General features: G+C 70.2%; 17 protein-coding genes. 11 read left to right on the top strand and 6 right to left on the bottom strand.

The window, feature by feature from the left end:
* The first annotated feature begins 78 nt into the window (after window positions 1-78).
* From ABTV10_RS12560 to ABTV10_RS12535, 6 genes are read left to right on the top strand one after another with little or no spacing between them, the layout of a single operon-like run.
* Window positions 79-1218: a 4Fe-4S dicluster domain-containing protein gene (locus ABTV10_RS12560; protein ID WP_499027337.1), complete on the top strand. Its 1140-nt coding sequence runs from the start codon at window positions 79-81 to the stop codon at window positions 1216-1218.
* On the top strand, window positions 1215-1679 hold the full coding sequence (locus ABTV10_RS12555) for a cyclic nucleotide-binding domain-containing protein (protein ID WP_499027335.1): 465 nt from the start codon (window positions 1215-1217) through the stop codon (window positions 1677-1679). Before ABTV10_RS12560 ends, ABTV10_RS12555 begins: the two co-directional genes overlap by 4 nt.
* Window positions 1676-2506, top strand: a complete 831-nt coding sequence (locus ABTV10_RS12550) for an FAD/NAD(P)-binding protein (RefSeq protein WP_499027334.1) — start codon at window positions 1676-1678, stop codon at window positions 2504-2506. The genes ABTV10_RS12555 and ABTV10_RS12550 overlap by 4 nt, the downstream gene beginning before the upstream one ends.
* Window positions 2506-3297 (top strand): NADH-quinone oxidoreductase subunit B family protein, encoded by a 792-nt coding sequence (locus tag ABTV10_RS12545; protein WP_433613150.1) that lies wholly within the window; start codon window positions 2506-2508, stop codon window positions 3295-3297. Before ABTV10_RS12550 ends, ABTV10_RS12545 begins: the two co-directional genes overlap by 1 nt.
* Complete coding sequence (locus tag ABTV10_RS12540) at window positions 3287-4597, top strand: Ni/Fe hydrogenase subunit alpha (RefSeq protein ID WP_499027332.1); 1311 nt, start codon at window positions 3287-3289, stop codon at window positions 4595-4597. The genes ABTV10_RS12545 and ABTV10_RS12540 overlap by 11 nt, the downstream gene beginning before the upstream one ends.
* A complete protein-coding gene (locus ABTV10_RS12535; protein WP_499027330.1) occupies window positions 4594-5097 on the top strand; it encodes a hydrogenase maturation protease in 504 nt (167 codons plus the stop codon). The genes ABTV10_RS12540 and ABTV10_RS12535 overlap by 4 nt, the downstream gene beginning before the upstream one ends.
* Here ABTV10_RS12535 and ABTV10_RS12530 read toward each other — a convergent pair.
* Window positions 5039-5371: a hypothetical protein gene (locus ABTV10_RS12530; protein ID WP_433613144.1), complete on the bottom strand. Its 333-nt coding sequence runs from the start codon at window positions 5369-5371 to the stop codon at window positions 5039-5041. The two genes, ABTV10_RS12535 and ABTV10_RS12530, sit on opposite strands and share 59 nt — an antisense overlap.
* A 172-nt stretch (window positions 5372-5543) precedes the next feature.
* Between ABTV10_RS12530 and ABTV10_RS12525 the strand changes: the two genes are divergently transcribed.
* Window positions 5544-5882: an RNA polymerase-binding protein RbpA gene (locus ABTV10_RS12525; RefSeq protein ID WP_127916791.1), complete on the top strand. Its 339-nt coding sequence runs from the start codon at window positions 5544-5546 to the stop codon at window positions 5880-5882.
* A gap of 82 nt (window positions 5883-5964) precedes the next feature.
* Here the strand turns inward: ABTV10_RS12525 and ABTV10_RS12520 are convergent, their stop codons facing one another.
* Window positions 5965-7116: a lipase family protein gene (locus ABTV10_RS12520; RefSeq protein WP_499027327.1), complete on the bottom strand. Its 1152-nt coding sequence runs from the start codon at window positions 7114-7116 to the stop codon at window positions 5965-5967.
* 523 nt (window positions 7117-7639) lie between these two features.
* Here ABTV10_RS12520 and ABTV10_RS12515 point away from each other — a divergent pair.
* The 4 genes from ABTV10_RS12515 to ABTV10_RS12500 are packed head-to-tail and all read left to right on the top strand — an operon-like array spanning window position 7640 to window position 12066.
* Window positions 7640-8008, top strand: coding sequence for a chorismate mutase family protein (locus ABTV10_RS12515; protein ID WP_499027325.1), 369 nt, complete (start codon window positions 7640-7642; stop codon window positions 8006-8008).
* Window positions 8009-8015: 7 nt separating this feature from the next.
* A complete protein-coding gene (pabB, locus tag ABTV10_RS12510; RefSeq protein WP_499027324.1) occupies window positions 8016-10154 on the top strand; it encodes an aminodeoxychorismate synthase component I in 2139 nt (712 codons plus the stop codon).
* Window positions 10151-11077 (top strand): prephenate dehydrogenase/arogenate dehydrogenase family protein, encoded by a 927-nt coding sequence (locus ABTV10_RS12505; protein ID WP_499027321.1) that lies wholly within the window; start codon window positions 10151-10153, stop codon window positions 11075-11077. The genes pabB and ABTV10_RS12505 overlap by 4 nt, the downstream gene beginning before the upstream one ends.
* Window positions 11074-12066 carry an AurF N-oxygenase family protein gene (locus ABTV10_RS12500; RefSeq protein WP_499027320.1) on the top strand — a complete coding sequence of 331 codons (993 nt, stop codon included), beginning with the start codon at window positions 11074-11076 and terminating at the stop codon, window positions 12064-12066. The genes ABTV10_RS12505 and ABTV10_RS12500 overlap by 4 nt, the downstream gene beginning before the upstream one ends.
* Window positions 12067-12307: 241 nt before the next feature.
* Here ABTV10_RS12500 and ABTV10_RS12495 read toward each other — a convergent pair whose 3' ends face one another.
* The 4 genes from ABTV10_RS12495 to ABTV10_RS12480 all read right to left on the bottom strand — a co-directional run bounded on the left by ABTV10_RS12495 (window position 12308) and on the right by ABTV10_RS12480 (window position 15275).
* Complete coding sequence (locus ABTV10_RS12495) at window positions 12308-13147, bottom strand: ankyrin repeat domain-containing protein (RefSeq protein WP_499027318.1); 840 nt, start codon at window positions 13145-13147, stop codon at window positions 12308-12310.
* 296 nt (window positions 13148-13443) lie between these two features.
* The gene (locus ABTV10_RS12490; RefSeq protein ID WP_499027316.1) at window positions 13444-13788 is read right to left on the bottom strand and encodes a hypothetical protein; all 345 of its coding nucleotides are present in this window, start codon (window positions 13786-13788) and stop codon (window positions 13444-13446) included.
* A 111-nt stretch (window positions 13789-13899) separates the two neighbouring features.
* Window positions 13900-14661 carry a hypothetical protein gene (locus tag ABTV10_RS12485; protein ID WP_499027314.1) on the bottom strand — a complete coding sequence of 254 codons (762 nt, stop codon included), beginning with the start codon at window positions 14659-14661 and terminating at the stop codon, window positions 13900-13902.
* A gap of 215 nt (window positions 14662-14876) precedes the next feature.
* Window positions 14877-15275 carry a hypothetical protein gene (locus ABTV10_RS12480; protein WP_499027312.1) on the bottom strand — a complete coding sequence of 133 codons (399 nt, stop codon included), beginning with the start codon at window positions 15273-15275 and terminating at the stop codon, window positions 14877-14879.
* Window positions 15276-15355 lie beyond the last annotated feature (80 nt).

The following is a 15355-nucleotide window of genomic DNA, read 5'->3' as shown; positions in this document are numbered from 1 at the left end:
CCGCACAGGGTCGAATGGCCCTTTACAGCTGGTGACGACCCTGAACCAATGGACCGAGGAGATGTGCCGAGGAGTGCCATGGATGCCACGAACGCGGCCGTCGTCGATCGGCGGGCGCTCGACGACCTGATCCGGCTGTTGCGTGAGGACGGTCGCCGCGTCGTCGGCCCGACGGTCCGCGACAGCGCCGTCGTGCTGGCCGAGCTCGAGTCGGGCGCCGAGCTGCCCGACGGGTGGGGCGTGACGACCGCGCCGGGCGAGTACCGGCTGCACCGCCGCGTCGACGGGGCCGTGTTCGCGCACTCGTCGGGACCGATGTCGTGGAAGCAGTTCGTGCATCCACCGCACCGGGTGCTGTGGACGGAGTCGGCCGGGCAGTTCGCCGAGCCGGACCCGGAACAACCCCGGTTCGCGTTCCTCGGGGTGCGCGGATGCGACCTGGCGGCCATCCACACACTCGGCACCGTGCTGGGTGCGGACCCGGGCGGCTACACCGCCCGCGTCCTCAGCGACCTGGTGGTGGTGGCCGTCGACTGCACCGAACCGGGCGGGGTGTGCTTCTGCGCCTCGATGGGTACCGGTCCCGCCGCCGGGCCGGGCTTCGATCTCGCGCTCACCGAACGCATCGACGAGCGGGGGCACCGGTTCGTCGTCGAGATCGGGACGGACACCGGCCGGCGGCTGCTCGAGCGCCTCCCGCACCGCGACGCCACGGCCGCCGACGTCGACGAGGCGCGGGCCGCCGTCGACCGCGCCCGCGACCACATGGGGCGCGCGATGCCCGACGTCGACCTGCAGGCGCTGCTGCGGGCCGCGCGGGACGAGCCGGTGTGGGACGACGTCGCCGACCGCTGCCTGACGTGCGGGAACTGCACGATGGTGTGCCCGACGTGCTTCTGCACCAGCGCCGAGCAGGTGAGCGATCTCGACGGCAACCGCGCCGAGGGCCACCAGCGGTGGGCGTCGTGCTTCGAGCTCGACTACTCGCATCTGCACGGCGGCAACGTGCGCACCAGCAGCGTGAGCCGGTACCGGCAGTGGATGACCCACAAGCTCGGCACCTGGTTCGACCAGTTCGGCTCGTCGGGCTGTGTGGGGTGCGGCCGCTGCATCGACTGGTGCCCGGTCGGCATCGACATCACCGCCGAGGCCGCCCGGTTGACCGGTGCGCTGCCGGGGTTTCCCGACGCCCCCGCGGACCGGGAGCCGGGGCGGTGACGGGGACGCCCGCCGACCCGCGCGCGGTGCTGCTGCCGGGCCTCGACGACACGGCGCGGGAGCGGCTCGAGCAGCTGTGGACGCCGGCGGTTTGGGTGCCGGGCGAGTACGTCTTCCGGGAGGGTGAGCCCGCGCGCCGCTGCTGGCTGCTGCGGCGGGGTCGGGTGGTGCTGGCCACCTCGGTGCCCGGGCGCGGCGACGTCGTCGTCGAGACGCTCTCCGGCGGCGACCTGCTGGGCTTGTCGTGGCTGAGGCCCCCACACGTGTGGACCTTCGGGGCCCGCGCCGCCGACCTCACCGAGGCGTGGCAGATCGACATCGAGGCGCTGCACGCGGCGTCCGAGCGAGACCCCGCGTTCGGGTACGCGGTGTCCCGGGCGATGTCGGGTCTGATGCTGAACCGGCTGCAGGCGACGCGGGCGCGCCTGCTCGACCTCTACGCGAATCCGGGTGCGCCGTGACCGCGCCGGCATCGTCGCTGGTCCCGCTCGCGTACCGCGTGACGGGTCGGACGGTCGAGACGCACGACTCGGTCACGCTCGATCTGACGCCTACGCGCGCCGCGGTGTCGCGGTTCCGCCCCGGCCAGTTCATGATGCTGTGCACGCCCGGGGTCGGCGAGGTCCCCATCTCGGTGTGCGGGGACCCGACGCGCGCCGACGGCGTGCTCGTCCACACGGTGCGCAGCGTCGGTGCGGCCAGCGCCGCCCTGCACGACGCGCCGGTCGGTGCGATGGTCGGGGTACGGGGCCCGTACGGGACGACCTGGGACCTCGGCGCCGCCGGGGGCGATCTGGTGATCGTCGCGGGCGGTGTCGGTCTAGCGGCCGTGCGGGCGCCCGTTCTCGCGGTGCGGGCGGATCGCGCCCGGTTCCGGAACGTCACCCTCGTGGTCGGTGCCCGGAGTCCCGGCGACATCCTCTACCGCGCGGACTTCGACGACTGGCGCGGCGCCGACATCGACGTCACGGTGACGGTCGACCAGCCCGCCTGTGGCTGGACCGGTCCCGTCGGGTTCGTCACCGAGGCACTCGCCCACCTGCCGGTGGACCCGGCACGAACGCGTGCCCTGGTGTGTGGGCCTGAGGCGATGATGCGTTTCGCGGTGCGCGTTCTCGAGGGCCAGGGCCTCGACCGACGCCGCGTCCAGGTCTCGCTCGAGCGCAACATGCAGTGTGGCGTCGGGGTGTGCGGGCACTGCCAGCTCGGCGAACTGCTGCTCTGCCGTGACGGGCCCGTCGTCGACTACGCGGTCGCCCACCCCCTGCTGCACACCCGGGAGCTCTGATGGCTGCCTTCCCGAAACCCCCCGACTCGCGGCCGACGCTCGCCGTGTGGAAGTTCGCGTCCTGCGACGGCTGCCAGTTGTCGCTGCTCGACTGCGAGGACGAACTGCTCACGGTCGCAACCGAACTGCACATCGCACATTTTCTGGAGATGTCGAGCGCGTCGGTCACGGGCCCGTACGACCTCTCACTGGTGGAGGGTTCGGTCACCACCGCCGAGGACGTCGAGCGCATCCACCGGATCCGCGACGCCTCCGAGCGCCTGGTCACGATCGGGGCATGCGCCACGGCCGGTGGCGTGCAGGCGCTGCGGAACTTCGGCGACGTCGCCGAGTTCGCGGCGGCGGTGTACGCGAGCCCGGAGTACATCGACACGCTCGCCACGTCCACCCCGATCTCGGCGCACGTCCGGGTGGATTTCGAGCTGCACGGCTGCCCCATCGACCGCCGCCAGCTGATCGAGGTGATCTCCGCGTTCCTCGCCGGCCGGGCACCGAACGTGCCGAACACCAGCGTGTGCAACGAGTGCAAGCGGCGGGGCCTGACGTGCGTCATGGTCGCGGACGGCACCCCGTGCCTGGGTCCGGTCACGCACGCCGGGTGCGGCGCGTTGTGTCCGGCCCATTCCCGCGGCTGCTACGGCTGCTTCGGCCCCACCGAGAACCCGAACATCGCCTCCCTGGCCGGGTGGCTGCGCCGGTGCGGCATGGACGACGCCGGCATCGGACGGGTGTTCTCGACGTTCAACGTCGCCGCGCCCGGGTTCGAGGAGGGCCGCCGGTATGGGCCGTGACGATGCTGATGCGACCGAGCGGCGCCGGCTGACGGTGCGGGCCCTGGCCCGGGTCGAGGGCGAGGGCCGACTCGACGTCACCGTCGCCGGCGGTGCGGTCGCGCACGCCCGGCTCGACATCTACGAGCCGCCGCGCTTCTTCGAGGCGTTCCTGCGCGGTCGCGACTTCCGGGAGCCGCCGGACATCACGTCCCGGATCTGCGGGATCTGCCCGGTCGCGTACCAGGTGAGCGCCTGCAACGCGCTCGAGCAGGCGTGCGGGGTCACCGTCGATCCCCGGGTGCGGGCCCTGCGGCGGCTGCTGTACTGCGGCGAATGGATCGCCAGCCACACCCTGCACATCTACTTCCTGCACGCGCCGGACTTCCTCGGGGTGCCGGATTCGATCGCACTCGCCCGGCTCGACCGGGGCGCGGTCGAACGCGGCCTTGCGCTCAAGAAGGCCGGGAACGCGATCCTCGAGACGATCGGGGGCCGTCCGATCCATCCGATCAATGTCCGCGTCGGCGGGTTCTACCGGGCGCCGACCCGCGCCGACCTGGCGCCGCTCGCCGAGACGCTGCGCCGAGCTCTGGACGACGCGCTGGGCACGGTCGGGTGGGTCGCGGGCTTCGACTTCCCCGACGTGCGTCTCGATCCGGTGTTGATGGCGTTGCACGACGACGCCGGGTACGCGATCGAGGACGGCCTGATCCGCACGAGCGCGGGCAACCGGTTCCCGGCCACCGCGTTCGCCGACCACGTCACCGAGCGGCAGGTGCCGGATTCGACGGCGCTGCACGCCCGCCTGGACGGTGGCCCGGTCCTGACCGGACCGCTGGCCCGCTACACGCTGAACCACGCGCAGCTGTCGCCGACGGTCCGGCAGGCCGCCGCGGACGCCGGGCTCGATGACGAGTGCCGAAACCCCTACCGCAGCATCGTGGTTCGGGCGGTGGAGGTGGCGTACGCGGTGGAGGAGGCGCTGCGTCTGATCGACGAGTACGAGCGGCCCGAGCCCGCCGCGACGGAGGTCGCGGCCCGCGCCGGCACCGGGCACGGCGTGAGCGAGGCGCCGCGGGGGCTGCTCTACCACCGGTACGACATCGCCGGGGACGGCACCCTCCGGTCCGCGGACATCGTGCCGCCGACCGCGCAGAACCAGGACGCCATCGAGGCCGACCTCGTGGACCGCATCGGTGCCCACCTCGACCTGCCGGACGCCGAGCTGACCGCGCTGTGCGAGCGGGTGATCCGCAACCACGACCCGTGCATCTCGTGCGCCACGCACTTCCTGGACCTGCGGGTGACGCGGCGGTGAGCGCACCGGGACGCCTGGTGGTGATCGGGCTCGGCAACGAGTACCGCCGCGACGACGGCCTCGGGCCCGCCGTGGTGCGGGCGCTGCGCGGGCGCCTGCCGGGCGGTGCCGAAGTCGCCGCGGTCGCCGACACCGTCGATCTACTGTCCGCGTGGGACCGCGCGGACCTGGCCGTCGTCGTCGACCTCGTGCTGCGCACACCCCCGGACCCGGGGCGGCTGCACCGGCTGACCGTCGACGGGCACGACACGATCGGGACACCGGGCGGTCACGGCATGGACGTGGCCGCCGCCCTCGCGCTGGCCCGGGTCCTCGGCACCGCCCCCGAGCGGGTGGTGCTGTACACGGTCGAGGGGGTCGACGTCCGCGCAGGTGTGGGGCTGTCACCGGCCGTGCGGCGGGCCGTTCCGACGGCCGCTGCGGCCGTCGCCTCGGAGTTGGTCAGCGGTAGCGTTCGGCGTCGCGCGCCATCGCGACGAGGCGGTCCGCGAGGCCGATGAGTTCGGCGCGGTCGGCGTCCTCGGCGATCGCGGTGGCGACGTCCTCCGCGGCGCAGCGCAGCTCGAACATCCGGTCGGACAGCGCGGACGCCTCCTCGGCGGTGAGCACCACCGCGTCGGCCGGAATCGACGTTCCCTTCACCGCGTTGCGCTGCTCGTACGCCCGCTGGCGGCACGACTGTCGGCAGTACCGGCGGCGCCGTCCGACGCCCACCGCGGCGACCTCTCGCCCGCACCACACACACGACACGGGTTTCCGGGGAGCTGCGGCCATGGTCGAACACCTTACTGCGGGGCACCGGCGGTGGCCCCGGTAAGATGATGCGGCCGCATCCACAGGAGTCTCGGGAACGATTCGGGATTTCGCGACGTTGTAGATGGTTGTGAACGCTCGGTGCGCCGCTCGAGGCGAACTGGCGCGGTGACGAACGAAGAGAGGACACACCATGGCAGATCGTGTACTTCGAGGCAGTCGACTCGGAGCGGTGAGCTACGAGACCGATCGCGACCACGACCTGGCGCCTCGCCGCATCGCCCGGTACCGGTGCGACAACGGTGAGGAGTTCGACGTCCCCTTCGCGGACGACGCCGAGATCCCCGGCACGTGGCTGTGCAAGAACGGCCTCGAAGGCACCCTGCTCGAGGGCAGCGCGCCCGAGGCGAAGAAGGTCAAGCCGCCGCGCACCCATTGGGACATGCTGCTCGAGCGCCGTTCCGTCGAGGAGCTCGAGGAACTGCTCAAGGAGCGCCTGGACCTGCTGAAGGCCAAGCGTCGCGGCGCGTAACGACCGCGTACGGACGACAGTGCGGCGCCGCCACGGATCTCCGTGGCGGCGTCGCACTGTTTCCGGATCGAAACGGAGACGGTCAGCAGTTGCGCGGGGCCGGCTCGCCGCGGAAGCGCGCGTCGAGGTAGTCCAGCGCCCGCGGCGCCCCCAGCACCGCGGTGGTGAGGTGGTCGGGGCTGGGGAACAGTTCGGACTGGACCGTCGCCCCGGCTCGGCAGTACCGCCGAATCGTGGCGTCGATCGAATCGACCGGGATCAGCGCGTCCGTGGGGCTGTGCCACTCGAACACCGGGGCGGTCGGCACGCCCGGATAGTCCTCGACGCTGTTGTCGGCGAGCACCGCCGCCGCGGCCGGGCTGTCGAGCAGGCCGGTGCTCGTCGAGATCTCGCCCGCGCTGTGTCCGGCGCCGGTCGCGAGGATCTGGTTGGTGCACGCATTCGCGACCGCGTTGCGCATCGCGACGCCTATGCCGTTGAGCTGATCGCCGATGGGCAGCTGCTGCGGGTACTCCCGCTCGAGTCCGATCGCGGCGGCCAGCGCGAGGCCGAAGACCGGATGCGGCGCGGTGCCGAGGGCGTGCGCCATCTTGCCGAGATTCATCGGGACCCCGCCCTCGGCGACCCCGACGATGTTCAGTTCCGGTGCGTAGGCGGGCGCGAGCGCCGCGGCGAATGCCGTGGCCATGCCGCCGCCGGAGTAGCCGGCCATGCCCACCGGGCTCGCCCCGAGTGCCAGTTCGGGCACGCGCTGGGCCGCGCGGATCCCGTCGAGGGTGATCTGGCCGCCCAGTCGGGCCGCCCCGTACGCGCTGTCGGGTCCGAGATGGTCCGGGAGCGCCACGGTCCATCCCCGCGTGAGCGCGACGTTGAGGGCCGGTGCCTCCCGGATGACGAGGTCGGGGTCGTTGGTGTACAGCGCCCGAGACGGCGCGCACCGGGTGCCGAGCGCGTTGACGATGTGCTGGTAGGACAGCAGCGGGCCGTTCGGTTGCCGGTTCACCGGCGCGAGGACCGTGGTGACGGCGGCGATCGGCGCGTTCTGCGAGTTCGTCGACCGGAACGCGATCTGCCAGACGTCGGTGTTCGGGAAGAACGGCAGCGGGGGCATGCGGCGCACGGCCAGCACGTCGCCCGGCGCCCGGGCGGCCAACCCGGCGGGTGCGTTGTAGAAACCGTCGGGGTCGGCGACGGGATACACCGGTGCCGCGGACACCGCCGTCGGCACCAGCACGGCCGCGCACCCGACCGCGACGGCTGTCAGGATCGCTCTACCTACTCGACTACGCGTTCGGGCCGGTGACGGTGACAACCGTTTGGACGGCATCCACAAACTCCCTCATGTAAATTCTCGCGAATAGTGCGTTCTCGTCGAAACCGGCTTTTCGACCTGAGCGGGAATGCTCGCGCGCGCCGGTTCGGACCGAACGGCGAACCAGCCTATGCGACGCCCGTAGGTTTCCCGGCGAGAAGCGCGAACCACTTTGCGGGGCCGTGTGATTCATCCGCAGATACCGCACGATCGTCTGTGGCGCAACCGAATCCGGGCAGATCGGAAGGTGTCGTGACCCGTCCGTCACCGAAGTCGACGGACACCGGTTCGAGAGGTTTCGAAATTTCTCGAAGATTCGCCAGGCCTACCTACCCGTGCAATCATTGAGGGAACGCATACAGCTTGGCGGATTCGGCTGACGCGACGGTTCGCAGAACTAGAGGAACTACCGCGCCGGTCCAGCAGATGTAAGGCGAGGTGGCGCATGGACGACACCAGCGGCTCCAGGAGAGCCCACACCACCGAATTCCCGACTGGCACCATCGCGGCCGACCAGCAGGGACTCGAGCGCCTGCGGGCGGAGCTCGACGCGATCGACGGGCGGCTTCTCGACGACATCCGGGCACGCATCGACGTGTGCGTCCGGATCGCCGAGGTCAAACGACGTCAAAGCATTCCCATGATGCAGCCCCAGCGGGTGGGCCTCGTGCAGGCCCGCGCCGAGCAGTTCGCACGTGCGAACGGGCTGTCCCCGGAGTTCCTGCGGCGGCTGTACGAGGTGATGATCGCCGAGACCTGCCGGGTCGAGGACGCCGTCATCGGGTCCGACAGCGACCCCACTCGCGCGGGCTGAGGACGCCATGTCGACCCGAACACTGTTGATCGACAACTACGACTCGTTCACCTACAACCTGTACAGCCTGTTGTCGGAGGTCAACGGCGTGCCGCCGCACGTGGTGAAGAACGACGCCGACTGGGCGTCGGTGCCGCTCGACGACTTCGACAACATCGTCATCTCGCCCGGACCGGGTCGGCCGGACCGCAAGCGCGACTTCGGGATCAGCGCCCGGGCGATCGCCAACCGGGAACTGCCGGTGCTCGGGGTGTGCCTGGGGCATCAGGGCCTGTGCCACCTCTTCGGCAGCAACGTGGGCCTGGCGCCGGTGCCGATGCACGGACGGCTGTCGTCGATCCGCCATTCCGGGAGCGGGATCTTCGCCGATCTGCCGTCCCCGTTCCAGGCGGTGCGCTACCACTCGCTGATCGTCGAGGACCTTCCGCCCGATCTCGAGGCGCACGCGTGGACCGACGACGGCCTGCTCATGGCCGCGAAGCACCGGCGGCATCCGTTGTGGGGCGTCCAGTTCCACCCCGAATCGATCTGCACGCAGCACGGGCACGACCTGCTCGCGAACTTCCGGGATCTGTCCCCGAGCCGCGGGCACCCGGCGCCGCGGAGCAGCACCCGCCCGGTCTCGGTCACCGCACCGGGCGGCGACTCCCCCGGCACCACAGCCGGATACGTCGTCCACAGTCGACGGGTGGATCGCGCGGTGGATCCGCAGGACGTCTACAGCCGGCTCTTCGCGGACGGCTCGGGCAGCTTCTGGCTCGACGGCAGCGCCGCCATCGAACCCGAGTCGCGGTTCTCGGTGATGGGCGACTGCTCGGGGCCGCTGGCCGAGTACCTCACCTACCGGGTCGCGGAGACGACGGTGTGCGTGCACCGCGCCGGACGCCCGGTAGAGCAGGTCCACCAGCGTTTCTTCGACTACATCGACAAGCAGCTCCGGGCGCGGGCGGTGCCGCCGATCCCCGACCTCCCCTTCGCGTTCGGCCTCGGCTACGTCGGATACCTGGGGTACGAGCTCAAGGCCGACGCCGGTAGCCAGCTGGTCCACACGTCACCGACCGCGGACGCGGCGTTCGTCTTCGCCGACCGCGCGGTGGTGATCGACCACCTCGGCGGGGCCTGCTACCTGCTGGCGTTGAGTGAGGATCCGGCGGATCCGCGGGTACCGGAATGGTTCACGCGGGTCGAGGCCGCGATCCGCGAACTCGACGAGGCCGTCGAGGCCCCGCCCCCGCACCCGCTGGTCAAGCTGGAAGAGGACACCAAACCGCGGCTGCGCCACAGCAACGAGGAGTACCTGGCGCTCATCGGTCAGTGTCTCGACGAGATCCGGTCCGGCGAGTCGTACGAGGTGTGCCTGACGAACGAGGCGACCGTCGACCGGGTCATCGATCCGCTGCAGAGCTACGAGACGCTGCGGGAGATCAGCCCCACCCCGTACAGCGCGCTGCTGCAGTTCTCGGGCGTGTCGGTGCTCAGCGCCTCGCCCGAGCGGTTCCTGCGGATCGGCGCCGACGGGGTCGTGGAATCCAAGCCGATCAAGGGCACCCGGCCGCGGCACGCGCGTCCGGAGCACGACGCGGCGTTGCGCCAGGACCTGCTCGACAGCGAGAAGGACCGCGCCGAGAACCTGATGATCGTCGACCTGGTGCGCAACGACCTGTCTCGGGTGTGCGTGCCCGGATCGGTGCACGTCCCCAAGCTGTTCGACGTGGAGACGTACGCGCCGGTGCACCAGCTGGTCTCGACGGTGCGTGGCACGCTGCGCGACGACGTCTCCAGTGTCGACTGCGTCCGCGCCGCCTTCCCCGGCGGCTCGATGACCGGTGCCCCGAAGCTGCGGACCATGGAGATCATCGACAAGCTCGAGCAGGGACCGCGTGGCGTGTACTCCGGTGCCATCGGCTACTTCTCGATCAACGGCACCGCCGACTTCTCGATCGTCATCCGCACGATGGTCGCGACGGAGGACCGGGTGACGTTCGGTGTCGGAGGCGCGATCGTCGCGCTGTCGGATCCGAACGAGGAGCTCGAGGAGACGATGGTCAAGGCGGTCACGATGCGCCGTTGCCTCTCGGTGAATTCGAGCGACGAAGCCAGTGACGAAGCAGAGGAGGACGTTTCGGTCGAGGGCGGTGATCGGTGACGACGGCGCGCGCTGACTCCGGAACCGTGCGGGTCGCGGTCGCGGTCGTGGGTGGTGCGGGTGCGGTCGGCACGATGCTCGCGGACTTGGCGCGGTCGAGCGGCGACGACGTGACGGTGATCGACCGCGTCCGGCCCGACGGTGATCGGGCGGTCCTCGTCGGTGATGTCGGCGCGCCCTCGGATCAGGTGCGCGCCGCGCTCTCCGACGCGGACATCGTGGTGCTCGCAGTGCCGGAGGCGGTGGCGCTCGGCGCGGTCCCCGTGGTCGAGCACGCCATGCGGCCCGGTGCGCTGCTGGTGGAGACGCTGTCCGCCAAGACGCGAATTCACCGGGCGCTGCGCGACGGCGCGGCCGACCGCCCGTCGGTGGGGATCAATCCGATGTTCGCGCCCGCGCTGGGCATCGCCGGTCGCCCGGTGGCGGCGGTGGTGCACCGCGACGGTCCCGCGGTCGACCGGTTCCTCGGCGTGGTGGCCGGCTGGGGCGGGCGGGTGGTCCGCCTCGACGCCGCCGAACACGATCGCGTCGCCGCCGCCACGCAGGCGCTCACCCACGCCGCCGTCCTCGCCTTCGGGCTGGCGTTGGCCGATGCGGGCGTCGGCGTCGACGAACTGGCGGCGACCGCTCCCCCACCGCACACGACGATGCTCGCGCTGCTCGCCCGCGTCGGGGCGGGTACCCCGGAGGTCTACCACGACGTCCAGGCCTCCAACCCGGACGCCGCCGCGGCACGAAAGTCCTTGGCGGCGGCCCTGGCCCGGCTGTCCGAGACCGTCGAGCGCGGCGACGAGGGTGCCTTCGCCGCGCTGATGGCGGACGCCGTCCGGCCGCTCGGTGACCGTCTCGACAGCTACCGCACGACGTGTGCCGCGCTCTTCGAGCAGCTGCGGGACCCACCGCCGGAAGGAGGAATGCCGTGAGCGCCAACCTGTCCGACGACGCCGCCGAGACCGAGTCGTTGCTGCGGCTGCCGCCGCTGCCGCCGTTCGATCCGGCCGACCCGGTGGAGAGCGCGATCATCAGTGCGCTGGCGGGCAGCTGGCCGCGCCGGGCCACCGTCAAGCGCCCCGAACCCGACCTCGACGCGCTGTTCGACGCCGAGAAGGACGACTACCCGGTGCAGTTGATCCCCTTCCACGACGACGACCGGTTCCGCCGGCTCGACGAGCCCACCCGTGCCCGGGTGCTGGCCTGGGCGTGGATCGCCTACAACAAGAACGTCATGGACGTCGAGCAGTACGTCGTCAATCCCGGATTCCGACTGCTCTCGCAGGACGCGTTCGGCACCGGACTCGGCGACACGCTGACCATCGCCACGCTCCAGGCGATGGTCGACGAGCAGTACCACACGCTGATGCACCTGAACGCGAGCGCGCTGACGCGGCGCCGGCGCGGATGGGACCTGCCGGAGCGTCGGCTGCCGTACGGGCCGACGGTGCGCGGGCAGTACGAGGCGGTCGCCAAGGCCGACACCCCGCGCGAATCGGCGCTGGCCAGTTTGGCGTTCACGACGGTGGCCGAGACGTCGATCAGTTCCTACCTCGGATTGATGACCGACGACGAGAACCTCCAGCCGGTGAACCGGTCCACCGTGGTGCTGCACCGACGCGACGAGTACTGCCACTCGTCGATCGCCGGGGAGCTGCTGAAGATCGTGTACGAACGGCTCGGCGCCGACGACCGGCGGATCCTGTTGTCCGGCCTGGCCACCGCGCTCCGCGCATTCGAGGCCAACGACTACAGCACATGGAACACGATCATGGAGTCCGAGGGTGTCCGCGACGGTGAGGCGTTGGTGGCCGACGCCGCGCACGACGCAGCCCGGCGGAAGCTGGTGCAGGACTGCAGCGCCATCCGACGGCTGTGCGACGACCTGGATGTCACCGACGAGGTGCCGTACGAGTGGTGACACCCAGCGCGGTCGTCCCGACAGCCGCCACTCGAGACCGCCCGCACTGCGCTGTGCAATCGAACTGTCGTTCAACGGCTTGCCTGTCCGTACTCCCTCTTCATAGCCGTTCGGCGTGCAACGTTCAGGGCGGGTGTCGCCATGGACATCTTCGACGCCCGAGTTGTGGTAGCAGCGGCCCGCCAAGGACCACCGGCGAGCCGCGGCGATTGCCCGAGAAGACTTGCTGGACAAGTCGACACTACTGGCTGTTGCCCTCGATGAGGACGATGTTCTCGGCGATCGCCGTAGCGTCGGGGAACAGTTCGAGGCGCTCCCGCGCATAGTCCAAGGGGCTGAGCTTCGTCTTCCCCGTGGTGACCGAGATCTGCCGGGCCGGGGCCCGGGTGAAGTCGACGCCGCGCGCCAGCAGCAGTCGCAGGAGCGGCTCCCGCCCCGGGCTGGTGGCCGTCCAGTGGTACACGCTCTTACCGAGTCCCTTTGCCGCCAGGAACATCTCGTCGAGATCGGCGCCCTTGTCGAGCAGCAGGGCGACGGCGTCGACCGCGTTGTACCAGACGGCTGCGCGCAGGGCCTCGTTCATGAACGACTCGTCGATCCCGCGTCCGAGGAGCCAGTCGATGGCGTCGCCGTTGTCGACGCCGGCCGCGTCGCCGAGCAGGTTCTGCTTGTCGAGAGCGGTCGCGTTCACATCGACCCCGAGCGACAGCAGGTATTCGGCGAAGTCGCGATCCCACGAATGCAGGATCAGCAGGCTCAGCGCGCCGCGATTCTGCAGCCCCTTCCGGGTCGGCGACGAGCCCCGCTCGAGCAGGTGGCGGGCCATGTCGAGCTCACCCGCCTCGATGCAGGCGAGCATCGGGTTGTTGCGGACGAAGTTGCCCGCCTCCAGATCCGCGCCGGCGGCGATCAACAGATCAACGGCATCGGTGTTGCCGCGCAGCGCGGCCGCGTGCAGCGGTGTGCCGTGCTCCTGAGTGGACTTCTTCAGCTGAGCGGGAGTCGCGCCGACCAGGCGTTCGCGCACCAGCTCGGTGTCGTTCGCAACGCACGCGTACAGCAGCGACCCGTCATCCTTCACAGCATCTCTCTTCCATGCGCTCAGCGTTTCTCGGCCAACACGCTTCACCGTAATGTCATTCGGAGCTCTCCTGAGGTTGCCGGCCAGTCTCCGACATCTGGACGTCTCTCATCCTCATGAGGATTCGCGTAATTGTTCGTGTCGCACCAGAAATCTTCGATGGTGTCCGGCGCAGGTCCGTCGACGATGGGGTCCTCCTCCCAGTCGTGATCCTCGGGAACCGAGTCCGGGCCAGGTGAGGTCTTCTGTTCCGAACCACTGCGAGGTTCGGGCGATCCCGCTGCGTTGCACAGGCGTCAGAACGTCACCGGATCCCACACGTAGAACCCCAGGGGCGGGTCGATGCTGCCCAGGTTCACACTGGCCATGGTGATCCGGTGCTTGTTGCCCCACGGATCGACTTGATAGCTATCGGTGACGCCATGCCATGACGCGCAGTAGATACCGGCAGTGCCGAATGGGCTGAGAACAACGTTGGTCGTGAGCGAAGCCGGTTCCCACGGTAAGCGGTACACGTTGCTGCAAGGCTGGTACTGCCCGACGTTGTTGCCGAGGTCCTGTGCGCTCGCTGTCGGCGCCAGAACTCCCCCCAATGCGACGGCCAGTACCCCGGCGCCGCCCACCAGTCGCGACATCTTCATTGCGGTCCCCCCGTTCGGTTGAAGTCGTCTCGTTAGTCAGCTCGACGGCGGCGGGTGTTACACAGCCGTATCGGCGACCGGCGCCGGGCCGGTCGCCGATGCCCGGTCACATCATTCCGCGGGTGGGGTGTCGGCCCGCCCGAGATGCCGGGGGAAGAATCGGGTGTCGATCCAGCCGTCCGTGGGCACCCTGGGATGCGCGCCCGGGTAGGCGTGCAGCACCTTGTCGTCGGAGGCGAAGGCGTCGAACAATTCGAGACCGAACTCGCGCGGGATGTCCCTGTCGTCCCACGGAATCAGGTACTCGATCGGGATGGTGATTCGTTTCGCGGCCTCGAGCAGGGTGTCGTGTGCGGACACCGCGCCGAAGAGCGCAGCGGTGATCCGTGGTTCGGCCGCCGTCAGCGCTATGCCGATCGCGCCGGCCAGCGACATGCCGGAGTAGCCGATCGGTGTTCGTGTGCTGAACTCGGGCAGCGCGAGCAGGGCGTCGATGGTGGCCCGCCATTCCGGGACGGCGCGTTCGGCCACGGATGCGCCGTAGTCGGCGAGGATCCGGCCGAACGACGGACTGCCTTCCGCTCGAGCCTGGCGAAACTCGGCGACCAAGCGTTGGTCCTGCGTGCTGCGCGGCCGGTCGCCGTGCCCAGGCGCGTCGATGGAGGCGACGTGGAACCCGTCAATGGTCACCGCGGAGTGGGCACGGGCCACGTGTGCCGGGGCCCTCTTGTCCAGTCCGCCGGGGTGACCGGCCAGGATCAGGGACGCATCGTCGGCACCGGATTCGGGTGACCAGAGCACACCGGTGACTTCGTCCAGCGTGAATGTGCGTTCGATGACACCGTGCGACGATGTCTCGGAGGTGAAATGCATGGTGTGTTGCCTTTCGGGATTGCCGTTGTCCAGGCGCTCCCGGCGACACCTACGTCGTTCGCCGAACCGTGACCACGAGTGGGAGCACCCACTGGGTTGCTGCGTCCATGGGTCTCACCTCCTCGTGTGCTGTCACGGTCCGGGGCACGCTATCAACGCGAGCGGGATCCCGTCGAACCATTTCGGTCCGCTCGATCCGACCGCGCACCGCCCTTTCATGGAGTGGCGTTCATCCACGCGTCGAAGGCGGGCTGCACGTTCGGGTTCGACTGGGTGATGCCGTTGTAGGCGCCGATGGCCGCTCCGATCCCGGTGCCGACGATGCAGCCGGCGATGAAGTTCGGGAAGATCGAGACGCAGCCGATCGCGAGTCCGACGCCGGCGCCGGTCGCCATGCCCGCGGCCCCGCCCCGTTCCCATCCGATCGTGATCTCCCGCATCAGATCGTCCTGTGCCGTCTGCTTGTCGACGACCGGCTGCACGAGCGGGACGGAGACGTCGCCGGGGACGGCGGAGCTGGCGGGCGCCGCATAGGCGGTCCCGGCTCCAGCCGCGAGCGCGGCGACGACGAGACCCGATGCGGCGGTGGCATTCAACGCCTTCTGAAGGTTCATGGCGCTCTCCAAACTGTGTGGAACGAAGGGCGGTCCAGTGGTGTCGACGCTAGTCGTCGGGCGCCTCCCTCGCCACGAAT

The sequence above is a fragment of the Paraburkholderia sp. RHO2 genome (genome assembly GCF_050955445.1).
GTDB classification, from domain to species: domain Bacteria; phylum Actinomycetota; class Actinomycetes; order Mycobacteriales; family Mycobacteriaceae; genus Prescottella; species Prescottella agglutinans_A.
This window is presented reverse-complemented; position numbering and strand designations above follow the sequence as displayed.